The sequence below is a fragment of the Caballeronia sp. NCF2 genome, assembly GCF_023631205.1.
Lineage (GTDB): Bacteria > Pseudomonadota > Gammaproteobacteria > Burkholderiales > Burkholderiaceae > Caballeronia > Caballeronia zhejiangensis.
Map to the genome: position 1 here is coordinate 343024 of NZ_JALQDN010000054.1, position 18006 is coordinate 361029.

Here is an 18006-nt window from a genome sequence, read left to right on the forward strand (position 1 = left end):
TCGCGCTCCATTCATCGAACCGAGAGGTCGCCATGAGTTCCGTCTCAACCCAGAAGATCGAAGCGGTGGTGAAGAAAGACGCTTCGTGGGCGCTCGGCGCGCTCAAGCAGTTCTCGGAAGACCGCTGCGCCGCGATGGCCGCGAGCATCGCGTTCTACTCGGCGTTCTCCCTCGCGCCGACGCTCGTCATGGTGATCGCCGTCGCGGGCTGGATCTTCGGACCGGAGGCGGCGCGCGGGCAACTTTTTCATCAAGTGAACGGACTCATCGGCGATCAGGCCGCGGCGGGCGTGCAGAGCATCGTCGAGAACGCGCATCGCAGCAGCGGGACCGGCATCGCCGCGATCATCTCGTTCGTGCTGCTCGCGGTCGGTGCATCGGCGACGTTTTCATCGCTCAACACGGCGCTCAACATCGTCTGGCCGATGAGCGGCGAGCAGCGCTCCAGCATCATGACGCTGGTGCGCGTGCGGCTCGTGTCGTTCGGGCTCGTGCTCGGCGTCGCTTTTCTGCTGATCGTCTCGCTCGTGCTCGATACCGCGATTCAGGCGGTCGGCATGTGGCTGTGGGCAAATTCGCCGTTCGTGATCGTCGGCGACGTCGTGCAGCTCGTGGTCGGGCTCGCGATTCTCACCGCCGCGTTCGGCGCATTGATGAAGTTCCTCCCCGATGCGCCCGTGCAATGGCGCGATGCGCTCGTCGGGGGGCTCGTCTCCGCGCTGCTTTTCTCGGCGGGCAAGAAGCTGTTCGCCTTGTATCTGACCCACGCGGGCACCGCGAGCGCGTTCGGCGCGGCGGGTTCGCTCGCCGTGCTGCTGATGTGGCTGTACTTCTCCGCCGCCGTGCTCCTGCTGGGCGCGGAATTTTCGGCGGCGCGCGCGCGAATGCACGATCCGCGCGGCGCATGGGGACAGCAGAACAATGGCCGCGTGCCGCCGGGCAGCCGCGCGAAGATTGGCTCGCTGCTCGCGGCCTCGACGCGCACGGCTGTGCCGGTCGCGGGCGCCGCATCCGCCGCCGCGCCGCTCACGCCGGCAAGCGCTCCTGACGATGCCCCCGCCACCGCGAGCGCGCGCCGCGCGATCGGCGCCCGCGCACAACACGCGCAACAACTGACGGGACAGGCGCGCAAGAAGGTATCCGCCGTCGCGCGGGCGCTGGCGTTGTCGCGCAAGCTCGCGCGCGCCGAATCGACGGCCACGCGCGCCACCGCGCTCGCGATGGTCGGCGCTGGCCGCAAGGCATCGCATGCGAATGCTGCGGTGCGGCGGCATCCGTGGCGCGCGGTGCTCGTGGCGGCAGGCGCGGGAATGGCGCTCGCATTGCTTTCGCGTCGCGATGCCGCGCGTGAAAACGACCGAGGCTGAGGCGCTTGCGCGCTATGTCGCGCGGCTGTCCGTCGAATCCGAAAGATCGCGCGCCGGGAAAGCGATTTGTTATTTGAAAAGCAAGTAATCGAATATCGGCGTCCGGGAAATCCGATTCAAATGTCCGATTGCGCGCGGAACTTTTCCGCGATAGCCCTGTCTCCCAAAATTCCCCTTGCGACTGCCTGAGAACCTTGACAGGCGGGCTTCGCGCCCAAGTGTGTGTTTTTCGAGACAGTCAATATTTTTTCGTTTCTGAAGTTACGAAACGTTGCGTTATTCTCTGCGCCGGCAACAACGATTAATCATTCGCGTGGAGAATTCGATGAAACGAATCGCACTGACGTCCCTCTCGCTGGCGCTGCTCGGCGCAGCAGGCGCGGCGCAAGCACAAACGAGCGTGACGCTCTATGGCGTGATCGATACCGGTCTCGCATATGTGAGCCACGCCAACGAAAACGGCGACCATCTGTTCGGCATGGTCAACGGCACGCTGTCCGGCCCGCGTTGGGGCTTGAAGGGTCAGGAAGACCTCGGTGGCGGCCTCAAGGCAATCTTCCAGTTGGAAAGCGGCTTCGATCCGGGCACGGGTCAGTCGAACCAGGGTGGTCGTCTGTTCGGCCGTCAAGCGTTCGTCGGTTTGAGCGGCAACCAGTGGGGTACGGTCACGTTGGGTCGTCAGTATGACCCGTCGGTCGACATGGTTCAGGGCCTCACGGCCGACAACTACTGGGGCGCTGCCTTCGCAACGCCGGGCGACGTCGACAACTACGACAACAGCCTGCGCGTGAGCAACGCCGTCAAGTACGTGTCGCCGGTGTTCTCCGGCTTCCAGTTCGAAGGCATCTACGGCTTCAGCAACCTCGCGGGCGCTACCGGCCAGGGCCAGACCTGGGGTGCCGCTGCAACGTACGGCAACGGTCCGTTCTCGTTGGCCGCCAGCTACCTGTACGTGAACAACCCGACGGCTGGCCGCACGACCGGCACCACCGGCTGGAACAGCCCGTCGTCGGATTCGCTGTTCAACACGGTGATCAACGTCGGCTACCAGACGGCCCACGCAGTCGCCATCGCGCGCGGCGCAGGCCAGTACGTGTTCGGTCCGTTCACGGCCGGCGCTTCGTACAGCTTCGCTCAGTACAAGAACGACGGCAGCTCGACGTTCACGGAACAAGAGAAGTTCAACGTCGCCAACGCGTACCTGAACTTCCAGCTGACGCCGGCAACGCTGCTCGGCCTGGGCTACACGTACACGCACGGCAGCGGCGACACGTCGGCCAACTACCACCAGGTTTCGATCGGCGCGGACTACTCGCTGTCGAAGCGCACGGACGTCTACGCTGTCGGCGCGTATCAGCACGCAAGCGGCACGCAGCGCAACGCGGACGGCTCGACGCAAGAAGCGCAAGCTTCGATCAGCGACTTCGGTTTCGCAAGCGGCCGCAGCCACCAGGAACTGGTGCTCATCGGCCTGCGCCACAAGTTCTAAGAACAACCGACTGGCGTGGCACGCGAGTGCCGCGCCGGAAGGACAGCAGCATCCTCGAACAGCCATCGGTTTTCCGATGGCTGTTTTTTTTTCGCGTCCGAAAGCGGCAAGCGCAACAAAGTGTTGAATCAACCGCGTGCGCGTCATCCCGCCCGGACAACGGCGGCAGAATCGGCCGAATCTCAATGCACCGGGGGTTCGCTGAATGCCGCTTCGCTCAAGACTTCTGGCTCCGCTTGCAATGGCGGCGTGCATCGCCGCAACCGCCTGCACGACAGCCGCGCATCGGTCCGATACTGCGCACGCGTCCGCCTTGCCGATGATCATCGCGCATCGCGGCGGCGCAGCCGATTACCCGGAGAACACGCTGATCGCCATCCAGGGCGCGCTGCACAATCGCGCCGATGCGATCTGGCTCACAGTGCAACTCACCCGCGATGGCGTGCCGGTGCTCTATCGCCCGGCCGATCTCTCGACCAACACGGATGGCAACGGAACGGTCGCGGACCACGACTTCGGCGCGCTGCAACATCTCGACGCCGGACGGAACTTCGCCCTCGCCGATGGAAACGGCGTGACGCGCTATCCGTATCGCGATCACGCGCTGCGTATTCCATCGCTCGCGCAGGCGTTGCGCGTGATTCCGCCCGACGTACCCGTGATGCTCGACATGAAGGCATTGCCCGCCGGACCTCAGACGGCGGCGGTCGCGCGCGTGCTGGACGAGGAAAACGCGTGGTCACGCGTGCTGATCTATTCGACCGATGCCGCCTATCAACGGGCCTTCTCGGCCTATCCGCAGGCACGTTCGCGGCTGTTCGAGTCGCGCGATGCGACACGCGCCCGCCTCGCCTACGTGGCGCTCGAATCCACGTGCAAGGACGCACCGTCGCCCGGAAGATGGACCGCGTTCGAGTATGCGAGAAAGATGGAATTGGTCGAAACGTTCACGCTCGGGGAAGCGCGCTCGGCGGTGACGTCGAGACTCTGGACGCCCGCAGCGGTGCAGTGCTTTCGCACCAGAGGCGAGACCCCGATCCTCGCGATCGGCATCGACAACGCCGACGATTATCGCGCCGCCGCCTGTATCGGCATGACGGCCGTGCTCACCGATTCGCCGCGAAAGATGCAAGCGGTCAGGTCGGGCATTGCGCTGCCGCTGCCGTGCCCCTGAAGCCGCTCACTGATGCGGCGCGTTGCCGTTCGATTCGACGTCTTGCGCGAGCGTCTGCGCGGGCGCGCCCGGGCACGGCAGATCGCCGATGACGAGCCGCGGCACCGTGCTGCGCGTCTCGCGCGGACGCAGCGGAACATTGTCGAGCTCGGTCCACGAAGGGTTCGGAATCTCGCCGAAAAGCTGCCTCAGACGCTCGCCCCAGGTCTTGTTGATCATCTGGTAGTACGCGCTGTTGTTGTCGAGCGTGGCGAAGCGCGTGACGCGCAGCGAGTCCTTCTCGTAGACCAGCAGATCGAGCGGCAGACCGACCGAGAGATTCGAGCGCAGCGTCGAATCCATCGAAATGAGCGCGCATTTGGCGGCTTCGTCGAGCGGCGACGACGGCGTGATGACGCGATCGATGATCGGCTTGCCGTACTTCGATTCGCCGATCTGGAAATACGGCGACACACGCGTCGATTCGATGAAATTGCCCGCCGCGTAGATCATGAAGAGTCGCGGCGGCTGGCCGAAGATCTGTCCGCCGAGGATGAAGCTGCAATTGAAGTCGACGCTGAATTCAGCGAGCGACAGCGCGTCGCGCCGATGCACCTCGCGCACCGCATCGCCGACGATGCGCGCGGCTTCCGCCATCGTCTGGACGCTATACAGCGTGGGCGCGTTCGGATCGGAGGGCTCCACGAGCAGATGCGTCACCGCCTGCGTCAAGGCGAGATTGCCCGCCGCGAGCAGGACGAGTACGCGCTCTCCCGGCTGTTCGAAAACAGCCATCTTGCGCGCGGCGCTCACGTGGTCCACGCCGGCGTTGGTGCGCGTGTCGGACAGGAACACGAGTCCCTCGTCCACGCACATGCCCACGCAATAAGTCATGTCGATCCGTCCTGAAACAAGCAAACCCACATTGTACTGAGCGCGACCGCCCGTCGCATCGATGCGTTCACTGATCCGGCTGTGTATCCATGCTCACATGCACCGTCAGCGTTTCCTCCTTCCCGCCGACGCGCGAGCCGCGCACCGGCGCCGCCGATTCGTAATCGCGCGCGACGGCAAGACGGCAATGACGCTCGCCCGCGAACGCCGCCCGGGTCGCATCGATCGACACCCAGCCGTGCTCGATCCACACGTCGGTCCAGGCGTGCACGTCCGCATCCAGATAGCCGCTCACGCAGCGCGCCGGCACGCCCCGCGCGCGGCAGCACGCGAGCATCAGATGCGCGAGATCGCGCGCATCGCCGAAGCCGCTCGCGAGCGCCTGCGCCGCCGTGCCCGCCGCATACGCCGGCTCCTTGCGATACCGCACGCGCTCGCCGATACGCTCCGTCAGCGCGATGAGCGACGCGGGCGTATCGAGCGCGTCGACGCCGTGCGCGAGCTCGCGGATCGCGGCATCGGGCGCGGTAAGCCGCGTGGGACAGGTGAAATGTTCGAGCGGAATCGGACCGGCTTCATCGAAGAGACGGCCATCGGATAAAGCCTCCGTTTCGATCTCGCCCGCCACGCTCACATGAATCTCGCTGTGCGGCTTCGTCAGCACGAGCGTGTGCAGCGCGTTGCCGTAGGCGTCGCGCGTGAGGTCGAGCTTGCCCGGCGCTTCGACATGCCAGTGCCGCACGATCTGCGACGCGCCGCTCGCCGGACTCACGCGAAACTGCTGGATCGAATACGTGACCGGCGTGGCGTAGCGATGGCGGATGTCGTGGCGAATGGTCAGCAGCATGATTCACGCGATCGGCAACATGAGGAAGGTGTGCATCACGCGCAGGCCGAGTTCGTCGACACGCTTGAGAAACTGCGTCAGCCACGCGTGCACGCCCGTTTCGAGTATCTGGCGGATGTCGGCATACAGCACATCGGCGCGCAGCTTGCCCGCGAAACGCTCGCATTCCTTCGACGCGTCCGTGCGCAATTTCGCGAGCGTGTCGCAGACGCCGTCGAGCGATGCCAGCAGCGAACGCGGCATCTGCTCGTTGAGGATCAGCAGTTCGACGACGCGCGCGGGCGTCACGACATCGCGATACACCTTGCGATAAATCTCCAGCGCCGACACGGAACTCAGTATCGACGTCCAGTAGTAGAAGTCTTCGAGCTGCCGCGCGGCTTCGCGCGAGTTCGGCGTGGCATCGGCGAAACGGACATCGAGAATGCGCGCCGTGTTGTCCGCGCGTTCGAGATACGCGCCGAGCTGCATGAAGAAAAACGCGTCGTCGCGCAGCGCGGTGCCCTGCATCACGCCGCGGCACAGATTCGAGCGGTACTTGACCCATTCGAACAGTGCATCCGGGCTCGTTTGCAGTTCCATGTTCGCGAGGCGCTGAGTGAATTCGAGCCAGGTGAAGTTGATCGTTTCCCAGCCGTCGGTGGTGAGCGTGCCGCGCACCGCGCGCGCATTTTCGCGCGTCGCCTGCAGGCACGAGAGGATGCTCGACGGATTGCGCGCATCGGCGACCATGAAGTGCAGCATGTCCTCGCGCGAGCGCGATCCCGGATGACGCGCGTCGAACATGTCTTCCAGCTCGGATATCTTCAGCACCGAACGCTGCGCGCGGGCTTCCTGCTCGGGCGTTTGCGGCAGGAGCGCGCCTTCCATGTTGATGTCGAGCATGCGCGCGGTGTTCTCGGCGCGCTCCATGTAACGCGCCATCCAGAACAGGTGATCGGCGGTTCGGCTCAGCATGTCATTCGACCATCCACGTATCTTTGGTCCCGCCGCCTTGCGACGAATTGACGACGAGCGAGCCTTCGCGCAGCGCGACGCGCGTGAGGCCGCCCGCGCACATCGACACTTCGCGGCCCGACAGCACGAACGGCCGCAAATCGATATGACGCGGCGCGATGCCCGCCTCGACGAAGGTCGGGCACGCGGAGAGCGCGAGCGTCGGCTGCGCGATATAGCCTTCGGGCCGCGCGAGCAGCAACGCGCGAAAGGTTTCGATTTCCTCTTGCGTCGATGCCGGCCCGACGAGCATGCCGTAGCCGCCCGCGCCGTGCACTTCCTTCACGACGAGCTCCGGCAGATGCGCGAGCGTGTACGCGAGATCGTCGGGCTTGCGGCACTGAAACGTCGGCACGTTGTTCAGGATCGGCTTCTCGCCGAGATAGAACTCGATCATGTCGGGCACGAACGGATAGATCGATTTGTCGTCGGCGATGCCGGTGCCCATCGCGTTCGCGAGCGTCACGCGCCCCGCGCGATACGACGTCAGCAAGCCAGGGATGCCGAGCGCCGAATCGGCGCGAAACGCGAGCGGATCGAGAAAGTCGTCGTCCACGCGGCGATAGATCACGTCGACGCGGCGCGGGCCGTGCGTCGTCCGCATGAAGACATAGTTGTCGTCGACGAAAAGATCCTTGCCCTCGACGAGTTCCACGCCCATCTGCTGCGCGAGGAAGGTGTGCTCGAAGTACGCCGAGTTGTACATGCCGGGCGTCAGCACGACGACCGCCGGATCGTCGACGCCTTCAGGCGCGATCGAACGCAATGTTTCCAGCAGCAGGTCGGGATAATGCGCGACCGGCGCGACGCGGTTCTGCACGAAGAGTTCGGGAAAGAGCCGCATCATCATCTTGCGGTTTTCGAGCATGTACGACACGCCCGACGGCACGCGCAAATTGTCTTCGAGCACGTAGAACTCGCCCGCCGCGCCCGCGCGCACCACATCGACGCCCGCGATATGCGCGTAGACGTCGAGCGGCACGTCGACGCCCTGCATTTCCGGCCGATATTGCGCGTTCGTGTAGACCTGTTCGGCCGGAACGCGCCCGGCGAGCACGATGTCGCCGTCGTGGTAGATATCGTGCAGAAAGAGATTGAGCGCCTGCACGCGCTGCCGCAAACCGGCTTCGAGCACGCGCCATTCGTCGCCGGGAATGATGCGCGGAATCATGTCGAAGGGAATGAGCCGCTCGGTGCCGGACAGATCGCCATTCACCGCGAACGTGATGCCGACGCGCCGGAACAGCACGTCCGCTTCGGCGCGCTTTCTCGCGATGGTTTCGGGGCGCTGCTGCGCGAGCCAGCGTGAAAACCGCGCGTAGTGACTGCGCACGGTGTCGTCCTGACGCATTTCATCGTAGATCTGCATCATTGCGTCCTTCGTTTTTTTACCGCATTTCCTTGCAGTATCGGACGAAAGTGCGCGACGTGCGCCACTTTTTTAGCGCGCGTTCATGGTGCACGGCCGTTTCGCGCTAGACTGCCCGCTCAACGCTCAACGTTTCATCATGTCCGACGCTTTCGAAGACGAAGCCGATTCCCTCGCCGATGCCCTTCTCGCAGGACTCGCGCGCCCGATCGTTTTCGTCGATCTGGAAACCACCGGCTCGAACGCGACCGAGGACCGCATCACCGAAATCGGCGTCGTTGAAGCGAGCACGGCGGGCATCGAGCGCTGGAGCGTGCTCGTCGATCCGGGCGTGCCGGTCCCGCCGTTCATCGCGCGCCTGACCGGCATCGACGACGCCATGCTGCGCGGCCAGCCCACCTTCGAATCGCTCGCGCCCGCGCTCGCCGAGCGGCTGCACGGCAAGCTCTTCGTCGCGCACAACGCGCGCTTCGATTACGGCTTCCTCAAGAACGCCTTTCGCCGCGCGGGCATCGCGTTTCGCGCGGATACGCTGTGCACGGTGCGGCTGTCGCGCGCGCTCTTTCCGTCGGTCGAAAGACATGGTCTCGATGCGCTCATCGCGCGGCTGAACCTCGCGCCCGAAGGACGCCATCGCGCGCTCGCCGACGCCGACCTGCTCTGGCAGTTCTGGCAGAAGATTCACGCGCTCTATTCGCAGGATCTCGTCGACGCAGCCATCAAAACGCTCGTGCGCCGCGCGAGCTTGCCCGCCGCGCTGCCCGAAGGCGCGCTCGATGCGTTGCCGTCGGCGCCCGGCGTCTATCTCTTTCACGGCGACGACGACGTGCCGCTCTATGTCGGCAAGAGCATCAACCTGAAACAACGCGTTGCGGCGCATTTTTCGGGCGATCACAGGCTTCAGAAGGACTTGTCGATCTCGCAGGCGATCCGTCGCATCGAATGCCGCGAGACGGTCGGAGAGCTCGGCGCGCTGCTGCTCGAAGCGAAGCTCGTGAAGGAGCTGAAGCCGACGCACAATCGCTTGCTCAAAGGCGCATCGGCAACGTGTGCGTGGCAGTGGCTACCGGGCGCGCACGCGCCGACGCTCGTGAAGGCGAACAAACGCGATCTGTCGCGCGAGGAACATCTCTTCGGCGTGTTCGCGTCGCGCGCGAAAGCGCATGCGTTCATGCGCCATCTGGCGGATGAACACAATCTCTGTCACGCGACGCTCGGCCTCGAAAAAGCGCCGCTTTCGCCGGGGCGCGGCTGCTTCGGCTATCAGGTGAAACGCTGCCTCGGGTCGTGTGCGGGAATCGAAACGCTCGCGGATCACGCCTCGCGTGCGCTCGATGCGCTCGAAGGCGCGCGCCTCGTGAAATGGCCGCACGAAGGGCCGATCGCCGTCTGCGAGCGCGATGAAGCATCGGGTCGCGAAGCGTGGCACGTAATCGATCGATGGTGCTATATCGGCACATGCCCGACACGCGACGGCATCGCGCCGCTCCTCGCCGACTCGCCCGACCTACGCCCGTTCGACTCGGATGTGTACAGCCTGATCGCGAAGCGCCTCGCGCCGGAACAACTGCAATGGATCGCATGCGATGCGCGGCCTGCGTTCCAACTCGTCGTACAGGACGCGCCCGCGCGCGCCGCCGTCACACAGCAGACGAAACGCGCGACGACGAAGCGCCGCGCACCCGCCGACGACCAGTTCGCGCTGATGCTTTAAGCGATGCCGCCGTTCGCGCGCAGCACCTGCCCGTTGACCCAGCCCGCATCGGGCCCGACGAGAAACGCGACGATCGAGGCGATATCGTCCGGCTGACCGAGACGTTCGAGTGGCGGCATCTTCGAGAACGTGGCGATCTGCTCGTCGGTCTTGCCCTCGAGGAACAGCGACGTCGCCACCGGTCCGGGCGCGACCGCATTCACCGTGATGCCGCGTCCGCGCAACTCCTTCGCGAACACATGCGTGAACGATTCGACCGCGGACTTCGTCGCGTTGTAGATCGCGTAGCCGGGCATGTTGAGCGCGAGCGTCGTGCTCGAAAAGTTCACGATGCGCCCGCCGCCCTTCATGCGCGCCGCCGCTTCGCGCAGCGTGTTGAACGTGCCGCGCACGTTGATATCGAACGTCTGGTCGTAAAGCGCATCGCTTGTGTCGGCGAGCGGCGCGGTCTTCAGAACGCCCGCGTTGTTGACGAGCGCATCGACTTTGCCTAGCTGCGCTTCGACGGTCTCGAACATGTCGCGCACGTCGTCGGCTTTGGCGACATCCGCTTTTACGGCGATCGCCGTGTTTCCCGCTTCGCGCAATTGCACGACGAGCGCATCCGCTTCCTTCGCGCTCGACGCATAGTTCACCGCGACCGCGAAGCCGTCGCGTGCAAGACGCCGCGCGATCTCGGCGCCGATGCCGCGCGACGCGCCCGTGACGATCGCCACGCGTTTCGATTGAGTCTGACTCATGATGGGCTCCTCAAAGTGGCTGTTCGATGAGAAGCATGATGAATCATTCCGTTTTCGCGATCATCGTGCGTGGATTAGTATCATCGTTCCAGTAGCTTTAACAATTCACCGCCCATTCGCCATGGATCGATTCCAGGAAATGCAGGTCTTCGTGCGTATCGCGGAGCGGCACAGCTTCACGCAAGCGGCCGACGATCTGCAGATACCGCGCGCCACCGTCACTAATCTGATGAAGCGCATGGAAGAGCGGCTCGGCGCGCGCCTGCTCGAACGCACGACGCGCACGGTGCGCCTCACGCCCGATGGCGAAGAGCACTATCGGCGTTGCGTGCGTCTCATCGCCGATCTGGAAGAAGCGGAAGGCTCGTTCAAGCACGCGGAGCCGAAGGGTTTGTTGCGCGTGAATCTGCAAGGCACGCTCGCGCGGCATTTCATCATGCCGGGACTGCCCGCGTTTCTCGAGCGTCATGCGCAGATCGAACTGCATATCGGCGAGGACGACAGGCTCGTCGATCTCGTGCGCGAAGGCGTCGATTGCGTGCTGCGCGCGGGCATGTTGCAGGATTCGTCGATGATCGGCCGGCGCGTCGCGCTGCTCGAACAAGTCACCGTGGCGAGTCCCGCGTATCTCGCGCGTGAAGGCACGCCGGATGATCTCGAAGCGCTTGCATCGCATCGCGCGGTGAACTTCGTATCGAGCGCGACGGGTCGTGCATTGCCGCTGGAGTTCAGCGTCGACGGGCGTATCGAGACCATCGAATTGCAGGCGTCGGTTTCGGTGTCGGGCGTCGAACTCTATACGCAAGCCGCACTCGCCGGACTCGGCATCGTGCAGGTGCCGCGCTATCACGTCGACGATGCTTTGAACAACGGCCGTCTGCGACTCGTGCTTCCCAACCTTCCGCCACCACCGATGCCGATCTCCGTGCTGTATCCGCATAACCGGCAGCTCTCCGCGCGCGTACGGGTTTTCGCGGATTGGTTGAGCGAGATCTTCGCGCCTTTCAACGCGCGCGCGTCATAAGGAAAGCAAAAGCAAGGAACGCAAAAGCAAGGGACGAGAAAGCAAAAGAGGCCAGCATCCCAATGAAGGGAAGCTGGCCTCTTGTTCGACGCGCTTCGATTTCGCCAACGAAACCGAAGCCGTGATGCCGGCGAAAGAGACTTAAGCCGCTGCGTCCTTCAGCTTCTTCAGCGCGCGCGCCTTGATGCGAACGCTTGCCGGCTTGGCCGGGAACCAGCGCTCCTCGCCCGTGAACGGGTCCTTGCCGAAGCGCTTCTTCTTCGCGGCCACGGCTTGCGCGGTGATCTTCAGCAGGCCCGACAGCGTGAATTCGCCAGCGCCCTTCTTGTGGATCGAACCGAGGATGGTGTCTTCCAGCGCGACCAGCACGGCCTTCACCGCTTTCACGTCGACAGCGGCGCGATCTGCGAGATGCGTTGCGAGCGATGCCTTCGTGAACGTGTCCTTGATCGGCGTGGGAGCGCCGCTCGTGGTCTTCTTCGCGGCTACTTTCTTCGCGGCAACTTTCGGTGCTGCTGCTTTCTTCACCGGTGCGGCAGCGGTCTTCGCCGTGGCCTTCTTGGCCGGGGCTTTCTTGGCAGCGGTTTTAGCGGAAGTCGGCATGTTTCTCCTACCTGTTTTTGGTCAGTGATATTCGAATACGTTCGCACCGATGCGTTCGTATCACGCCGGATTCTACATAGGCCAAGCGAGTTCGTGCGAGTCTTTTGCGCTTTTATATCGTTTTTATAGGGGTTTTTCGTGGCGTCGCGCTGACACGCAAGTCATGGAGCCGCGTTTACATCGCATACGTCGCGCGCTTTATCGCTGCATCGACGATGCAAATGCGCGATGCGCGATATGCGCGATGAGCGGATAGTGATCCGATGCGATACGCGAAAGCGGCGTGCGATGCACATCGACACGCATGAGACGTTCGCCCGGATGCACCCAGATGCGATCGAGCGCGAAGAGCGGATAGCGCGTCGGAAAGGTGCGTAACGCACTCGCGCGATGAAAGTGCGTGACGAGCCGCCGCAACGTGCGGCCATAGACGAACCATTCGTTCAGATCGCCGAGCAGGATCACGGGCAGCGCGGGCGTATCGAAGCTTTGCAGCACTTGCTCCACTTGCGCGCGCCTTTCGCTCGATGCAAGCCCGAGATGCGTCGCGACCACACGCCAGAGTTCGCCGCCGCAATCGATGTCGGCATCGAGCGCGCCGCGCGGCTCGCGGCTCCTGAACGAAAGATCGAGCGTGCGGACCGCGCGCACCGGATAGCGCGTGAGCACTGCGTTGCCGTAACGCCGTTCGGGCGTGTCGAGCGTCGGGCCCGCGACCGCGTTCAGGTTCGTCATGCGTTGCAGCACGTCGAGCACATCGGGCGCGCCGCTGCCGCCGAGCGGCACTTCCTGCAGCGCGAAGATGTCCGCATCGATCTCGGCGAGCACTGCGCCGATGCGTTCCGGCGCGAACTTGCCGTCGATGCCTATCGCGCCATGCAAGTTGTATGTGGCGATGCGCAGCTCGCGTGCGCGCGCGTCCTTCATATATTCGCGTTCGATGACGGTCTCGCGCATCAGCGTCATGAGTTGACCTCGTCGGGGCGCTCGTTTTTCGTCGATGATTCGCGCGGCATCGTGCCGTTCTCGCGCAGTTCGCTCGCGCGTTTGGCTTCGTCGCTGGCGCGCGATTTGTCCGCATCGCTCGGTGCGCCTTCGTGCGCGTCGTGACGATTCTTGCCGCCGAGAAAGCGCTGCAGCAGCAGCGACGCGCCGATCAGCGCCGCGCCGATGCCGATCAGCACCGCGAACGAGCCGACCGTCGGCCGATGCAGCGACGCGACGAACTGATGCGCGAACGCGACCGTCAGAAAGATGCCGGGGCCCATGCCGAGCATCGTGCCGATCATGAAGTCGCGCATGCGGATATGCGATGCGCCCGCCACGAGATTGACGATCGCAAATGGTGCAACGGGCAAGATCCGCAACACGACGACCGCGACGATGCCGCGCTTCGCCACGCGTTCGGACAGCCGGTTGACGCGCGCGCCCGCGAGCTTGCGCACCGCGTCACGGCCGAGCCAATTGCCAAGGGAATACGATATCGCCGCTGCAATCGTCGTGCCGATGAACGCATAAGCCGCGCCCCAGGACGCGCCGAAAACGATGCCCGTCGTCGCGATCAGCAACGTGATCGGCACGGCCATGACGGCCGCGATGACATAGCCGAGCACGATCCAGACCGGCGCGAGCGGCAGCGAATCGATATGGCGCGTCGCGTTCGTGAGCGACTTCAGGTTCACGTAATCGCCGAGCGGCGTCCAGTGCCACAGACCCGCGACGACCACGACCATCAGCGCGAACATGCCGAGCAGCGCGAAGCGGCCGATGAGCGGACGCGTCTTTTCCGCAGGCACGAACTGATCGACGAGTTCGTCGGCGGCGATCGGCGTTTCGGGATCGATCAGCGCCTCGGGCGGAATCAGCTGGTCGAGCTCCGTCGACACTTGCGGATCGAGCGGCACCATCGTGCGATGTTCGTCGCGGTCGCGCAACAGCGCCTGAATTCCCGCATTCGTGCCGTTGCGCGCCTCTCGTTCGCGCACCACATCCGCGATATCGCAACCGAGATGCTCGGCGAGCAGCGTGTCGCGCATCGTCGCGATCGCGCGGCGGATACGCGCATCCGCGCCCGCATCGATCGAGACGTTGCATTCGCTGTCGAGGACCATCGAGCGATTGTTCAGATTGGCCGAACCGACGATCAGCAATTCGTCGTCGACGATCATCAGCTTGCTGTGCACGTTGACGATCGCGTCGCCGAGCTTCGGCACGCTCGGGCACAGCAGCCGATAACGCCCGTGCACGTCGGCGCTCTTCAGAAGCCTGTGCAGGCGCGCGCGCAGCACGCCCATCGTCACTTCCTGAAGCCAGCCGCTCTGATTGCGCGGCACGACGATCGTGAGATCGGGTCCGTCCTCGCGCGCGAGCGAATCCGCGAGCGCCGCGCCGATCGTCCCCGAAGTGAAGTACTGGTTCTCGATATAGATGCTGCGCCGCGCCCGCGCGATGGCGTCGAGATACTGCGTGCGAATCTGCTGCACCGGTTCGCGGCCGAGATAATCCGGCTCGGTGAGCGAGATGGCGATATCGACATCTTCGAGATCGACGCGTCGCGAAGGCGGCCACGGATCGTTCTGCAGCGTCGCCCGATGCGCGCGAATCGCGAGGCGCTTGCCGCATGCGCGGGCCCATCGTTCGCGTGCGAGCTGGCCGATTTCGCGCGCGGCGTCGCCATCGAACATCGTGTGGACGTCGTGAAACGGCTGATATGCCGCGCCGTTCGCATCGCGGCGCAGCGGCTCGTCGGGCGCGTGCGCGGACGTGTCCCAGCGCGAGCGCGTGAGATCGAGTCCGCCGACGAATGCCACGCGATCATCGATCACGACGATCTTCTGATGCTGCGATCCGCCGAGCGGATGCTTGCCGTCCATCTGGAACGCGATGCGCCGGTGCGTGCGCCAGCCCATCTTGTAGACGGGCAGCCATTCGCGCTCGAATGCGTAGAGCATCGCGAAATCCCAAGCGAGAATGTAGATGCGCAACCGCCGCTTGTCGCCCGCGAGCGCGTGCAGAAAATCGCCGAGCGCTTCGGGATAGCCGTCGTCCGCGCCTTCGGGCGTGAGCTTCATGCGGCTATCGATATCCCAGCCGAGGATGAACACCGTGCGCTCCGCGCGCGTGAGCGCCTCGCGCAGCACGCGGAAATAATCGGCGCCATCGATGAGCAGACTGAAGCGATCTGCGTGACGCACGCTCGCGCAATTGCGCCCTGGCTGAAAAAACGGCTCGTCGTTTGCGTGGTTCATGTGCCTCTGTGTGCCTCTGCATACCCCGCGACGGGCTTCGCGGCGAAATAACTTTCGTTTTGCAAGCCCCATGCCCGCCGCGCCGCGCGATGTTACGCTTCGTTGCACATGCCGATTCCGGAGCGACATGCGCGATGAACGATAACGAAGTCACCAATCAGGACGATGAGCGCGCAGGACTCGTTCCGCTCGCGGCGGCATCGGTGGTCGTGGGGGCGGCGACGGGCGCGATCGGCGTGCTCTTTCGCTTCGCGCTCGAACGCGGCGATATCTGGCGCAACGCGTTCGTCGCGTGGGCGCACGCGGGCCACGATGCGGCGATCGTGCTCGTCGTGCTCGCGGCGACGGCGGCATCCGCGCTCGCCGCATGGCTCGTCGCGCGTTTCGCGCCGATGGCGAGCGGCAGCGGCATTCCACACGTCGAAGCGGTACTGCACGGCAGCGTGCCGCCTGCGCCGCTCGTGCTCATCCCGATCAAGTTCGTGGGCGGCGTGCTCGCCATCGGCGCGGGGCTCGCGCTCGGCCGCGAAGGTCCGACCGTGCAGATGGGTGCATCGATCGCACATGCCATCGGCACGTCTTTCAGGCGCAATGCCGGCGATTGCCGTGTGCTGCTCGCGGCCGGCGCGGGCGCGGGGCTCGCCACGGCGTTCAATGCGCCGATCGCGGGCGCAGTGTTCGTGCTCGAAGAACTGATGCGCCGTTTCGATACCCGCACGGCGGTCGCGGCGCTCGGCGCATCCGCGAGCGCGATCGCGATGGCGCGTCTGCTGCATGGCGATCTGCCCGACTTTCATCTGCCCGCGCAGCCGTTTCCCGGCTTCGAGATGACCGGCGCGCATCTCGTGCTCGGCCTGTTGCTGGGGCTGCTCGGCGCGCTGTACAGCCGCGTGATTCTCTGGACGATCGATGTCGCCGACTCGATCGCGCCGCCCGCATCGGTGAAACATGCGACGGCGCGCGCCGCCGTGGTCGGCGCGGCGGTCGGCCTGCTCGCGTGGTTCGCGCCGGCTCTCGCCGGCGGCGGCGATGCGCTCACCGAGCGCGCGCTGCTCGGCGCGGGAACCGTCGCGAGCGTGACGGCGATGTTCGCGTTGCGCTTCGTGCTCGGCCCGGTGTCGTATGCGGCGGGCACGCCAGGCGGCCTTTTCGCGCCGATGCTCGCGCTCGGCGCGCAGACAGGCCTCGTGTTCGGCCGCGTATGTCTCGACTGGTTTCCCGGCATGGCGAACCCCGCCGGCGACACCGCCACGTTCGCGGTGGTCGGCATGGCGGCGTTCTTCGTCGCGGTGGTGCGCGCGCCGGTGACGGGCATCGTGCTCGTCACGGAAATGACGGCGAGCTTCACGCTGCTTCTGCCGATGCTCACCGCCTGCTTCACCGCGATGATCGTGCCGATGCTCCTGCGCGTGCCGCCGATCTACGATTCGCTCGGCGAACGCGCGGCGCGGCATCGCTGACGCGGACGCTGCATGCGTCGAGCCGTTGCGGTAGTCTCGTCGATGGACTTCATCCACGAGGACACGCAATGGAATATCGACATCTCGGTGCTTCGGGCTTCAAGGTTCCCGTCCTGAGCTTCGGCACCGGCACTTTCGGCGGCAAGGGCGAACTCTTTCAGGCGTGGGGCGAGACCGACGTGAGCGAAGCGCGCAAGCTCGTCGACATCTGCCTCGACGCGGGCGTGACGATGTTCGACACCGCCGACATCTACTCGCGCGGCACGTCGGAATCGATACTCGGCGAGGCGCTCAAGGGCCGGCGCGACAAGGTCATCGTCTCGACCAAGGCGACCTTCCGCTTCGACGACAACGACCCGAACGCCGTCGGTTCGTCGCGCTTTCATCTCATCAAGGCCGTGAACGGGGCACTGGAACGCCTGCAAACGGATTACATCGACGTGTTCCAGTTGCATGGCTTCGATGCGAAAACGCCCGTCGAAGAGACGCTTTCCACGCTCGACGATCTCGTGCGCGCCGGAAAAATCCGCTATACGGGCGTGTCGAATTTCTCGGGCTGGCATTTGCAGAAATCGCTCGATGTGGCCGACCGTTACGGCTATCCGCGCTATGTCGCGAATCAGACTTACTACTCGCTGATCGGCCGCGATTACGAATGGGAGCTGATGCCGCTCGGCATCGATCAGGGCGTCGGCGCGATCGTCTGGAGCCCGCTCGGCTGGGGACGCCTCACCGGCAAGATTCGGCGCGGCCAGCCGCTGCCCGCGACGAGCCGTCTGCACAAAACCGCCGACATGGGGCCGCCGGTGCCGGACGAATATCTGTACCGCGTCGTCGATGCGCTCGACGCCATCGCCGAGGAAACCGGCAAGACCGTGCCGCAGATCGCGCTCAACTGGCTGCTGCAGCGCCCCACGGTCGCGACTGTGCTGATCGGCGCGCGCAACGAGGAGCAACTGCGGCAGAACCTCGGCGCGGTCGGCTGGAACCTCACGGCGGAACAGGTGAAGAAGCTCGATGAGGCGAGTGCGGTGCGGCCCGCGTATCCGTACTGGCATCAACAGGGATTCGCGGAACGCAATCCGTTCCCCGTGTAAGGAGG

Annotated in this window: 15 protein-coding genes; 7 read left to right on the forward strand and 8 right to left on the reverse strand. The window is 64.7% G+C overall.

Features of this window, described 5'->3' with window-relative positions; translation table 11 throughout:
- The first annotated feature begins 32 nt into the window (after positions 1 to 32).
- The 3 genes from NCS02_RS19225 (at position 33) to NCS02_RS19235 (ending at position 4030) form a co-directional block, all read left to right on the forward strand.
- On the forward strand, positions 33 to 1367 hold the full coding sequence (locus NCS02_RS19225) for a YihY/virulence factor BrkB family protein (protein WP_008352820.1): 1335 nt from the start codon (positions 33 to 35) through the stop codon (positions 1365 to 1367).
- 325 nt (positions 1368 to 1692) lie between these two features.
- On the forward strand, positions 1693 to 2856 hold the full coding sequence (locus tag NCS02_RS19230; protein WP_008352819.1) for a porin: 1164 nt from the start codon (positions 1693 to 1695) through the stop codon (positions 2854 to 2856).
- Between the two features lie 241 nt (positions 2857 to 3097).
- A complete protein-coding gene (locus tag NCS02_RS19235) occupies positions 3098 to 4030 on the forward strand; it encodes a glycerophosphodiester phosphodiesterase family protein (protein ID WP_008352817.1) in 933 nt (310 codons plus the stop codon).
- A gap of 6 nt (positions 4031 to 4036) precedes the next feature.
- On the opposite strand, the gene NCS02_RS19240 is transcribed toward NCS02_RS19235, so the two are convergent.
- From NCS02_RS19240 to NCS02_RS19255, 4 genes are all read right to left on the reverse strand, one after another.
- Entirely contained in the window at positions 4037 to 4903 is an 867-nt protein-coding gene (locus tag NCS02_RS19240) for a proteasome-type protease (protein WP_008352816.1), read from the reverse strand.
- A gap of 67 nt (positions 4904 to 4970) precedes the next feature.
- The gene (locus NCS02_RS19245; RefSeq protein ID WP_250503109.1) at positions 4971 to 5750 is read right to left on the reverse strand and encodes a transglutaminase family protein; all 780 of its coding nucleotides are present in this window, start codon (positions 5748 to 5750) and stop codon (positions 4971 to 4973) included.
- 3 nt (positions 5751 to 5753) lie between these two features.
- The gene (locus NCS02_RS19250; protein WP_008352812.1) at positions 5754 to 6707 is read right to left on the reverse strand and encodes an alpha-E domain-containing protein; all 954 of its coding nucleotides are present in this window, start codon (positions 6705 to 6707) and stop codon (positions 5754 to 5756) included.
- 1 nt (position 6708) lies between these two features.
- The gene (locus NCS02_RS19255) at positions 6709 to 8115 is read right to left on the reverse strand and encodes a circularly permuted type 2 ATP-grasp protein (RefSeq protein ID WP_033536712.1); all 1407 of its coding nucleotides are present in this window, start codon (positions 8113 to 8115) and stop codon (positions 6709 to 6711) included.
- A gap of 139 nt (positions 8116 to 8254) precedes the next feature.
- Here NCS02_RS19255 and NCS02_RS19260 point away from each other — a divergent pair, with 139 nt between their 5' ends.
- Positions 8255 to 9829: a 3'-5' exonuclease family protein gene (locus tag NCS02_RS19260; protein WP_250503110.1), complete on the forward strand. Its 1575-nt coding sequence runs from the start codon at positions 8255 to 8257 to the stop codon at positions 9827 to 9829.
- Here the strand turns inward: NCS02_RS19260 and NCS02_RS19265 are convergent.
- Positions 9826 to 10569 (reverse strand): SDR family oxidoreductase, encoded by a 744-nt coding sequence (locus NCS02_RS19265; protein WP_008352806.1) that lies wholly within the window; start codon positions 10567 to 10569, stop codon positions 9826 to 9828. The two genes, NCS02_RS19260 and NCS02_RS19265, sit on opposite strands and share 4 nt — an antisense overlap.
- 121 nt (positions 10570 to 10690) lie before the next feature.
- On the opposite strand from NCS02_RS19265, the gene NCS02_RS19270 reads away from it, so the two are divergent.
- Positions 10691 to 11593, forward strand: a complete 903-nt coding sequence (locus NCS02_RS19270) for a LysR family transcriptional regulator (protein WP_033536698.1) — start codon at positions 10691 to 10693, stop codon at positions 11591 to 11593.
- Positions 11594 to 11734: 141 nt separating this feature from the next.
- Here NCS02_RS19270 and NCS02_RS19275 read toward each other — a convergent pair whose 3' ends face one another.
- From NCS02_RS19275 to NCS02_RS19285, 3 genes are all read right to left on the reverse strand, one after another.
- Complete coding sequence (locus NCS02_RS19275; RefSeq protein ID WP_008352802.1) at positions 11735 to 12196, reverse strand: HU family DNA-binding protein; 462 nt, start codon at positions 12194 to 12196, stop codon at positions 11735 to 11737.
- A 198-nt stretch (positions 12197 to 12394) separates the two neighbouring features.
- Positions 12395 to 13162: an endonuclease/exonuclease/phosphatase family protein gene (locus tag NCS02_RS19280; RefSeq protein WP_250503111.1), complete on the reverse strand. Its 768-nt coding sequence runs from the start codon at positions 13160 to 13162 to the stop codon at positions 12395 to 12397.
- Positions 13159 to 15444 (reverse strand): VTT domain-containing protein, encoded by a 2286-nt coding sequence (locus NCS02_RS19285; protein ID WP_250519929.1) that lies wholly within the window; start codon positions 15442 to 15444, stop codon positions 13159 to 13161. Before NCS02_RS19285 ends, NCS02_RS19280 begins: the two co-directional genes overlap by 4 nt.
- Positions 15445 to 15578: 134 nt before the next feature.
- Here NCS02_RS19285 and clcA point away from each other — a divergent pair, with 134 nt between their 5' ends.
- On the forward strand, positions 15579 to 16904 hold the full coding sequence (gene clcA / locus NCS02_RS19290; protein WP_250503112.1) for a H(+)/Cl(-) exchange transporter ClcA: 1326 nt from the start codon (positions 15579 to 15581) through the stop codon (positions 16902 to 16904).
- A 68-nt stretch (positions 16905 to 16972) separates the two neighbouring features.
- Complete coding sequence (locus NCS02_RS19295; protein ID WP_008352795.1) at positions 16973 to 18001, forward strand: aldo/keto reductase; 1029 nt, start codon at positions 16973 to 16975, stop codon at positions 17999 to 18001.
- Positions 18002 to 18006 lie beyond the last annotated feature (5 nt).

Bases quoted from the DNA above. Each gene is read 5' to 3' on its own strand.
- NCS02_RS19225 (WP_008352820.1), top strand. From the start codon at position 33: ATGAGTTCCGTCTCAACCCAGAAGATCGAAGCGGTGGTGAAGAAAGAC.
- NCS02_RS19230 (WP_008352819.1), top strand. From the start codon at position 1,693: ATGAAACGAATCGCACTGACGTCCCTCTCGCTGGCGCTGCTCGGCGCA.
- NCS02_RS19235 (WP_008352817.1), top strand. From the start codon at position 3,098: ATGGCGGCGTGCATCGCCGCAACCGCCTGCACGACAGCCGCGCATCGG.
- NCS02_RS19240 (WP_008352816.1), bottom strand. From the start codon at position 4,903: ATGACTTATTGCGTGGGCATGTGCGTGGACGAGGGACTCGTGTTCCTG.
- NCS02_RS19245 (WP_250503109.1), bottom strand. From the start codon at position 5,750: ATGCTGCTGACCATTCGCCACGACATCCGCCATCGCTACGCCACGCCG.
- NCS02_RS19250 (WP_008352812.1), bottom strand. From the start codon at position 6,707: ATGCTGAGCCGAACCGCCGATCACCTGTTCTGGATGGCGCGTTACATG.
- NCS02_RS19255 (WP_033536712.1), bottom strand. From the start codon at position 8,115: ATGCAGATCTACGATGAAATGCGTCAGGACGACACCGTGCGCAGTCAC.
- NCS02_RS19260 (WP_250503110.1), top strand. From the start codon at position 8,255: ATGTCCGACGCTTTCGAAGACGAAGCCGATTCCCTCGCCGATGCCCTT.
- NCS02_RS19265 (WP_008352806.1), bottom strand. From the start codon at position 10,569: ATGAGTCAGACTCAATCGAAACGCGTGGCGATCGTCACGGGCGCGTCG.
- NCS02_RS19270 (WP_033536698.1), top strand. From the start codon at position 10,691: ATGGATCGATTCCAGGAAATGCAGGTCTTCGTGCGTATCGCGGAGCGG.
- NCS02_RS19275 (WP_008352802.1), bottom strand. From the start codon at position 12,196: ATGCCGACTTCCGCTAAAACCGCTGCCAAGAAAGCCCCGGCCAAGAAG.
- NCS02_RS19280 (WP_250503111.1), bottom strand. From the start codon at position 13,162: ATGACGCTGATGCGCGAGACCGTCATCGAACGCGAATATATGAAGGAC.
- NCS02_RS19285 (WP_250519929.1), bottom strand. From the start codon at position 15,444: ATGAACCACGCAAACGACGAGCCGTTTTTTCAGCCAGGGCGCAATTGC.
- clcA (WP_250503112.1), top strand. From the start codon at position 15,579: ATGAACGATAACGAAGTCACCAATCAGGACGATGAGCGCGCAGGACTC.
- NCS02_RS19295 (WP_008352795.1), top strand. From the start codon at position 16,973: ATGGAATATCGACATCTCGGTGCTTCGGGCTTCAAGGTTCCCGTCCTG.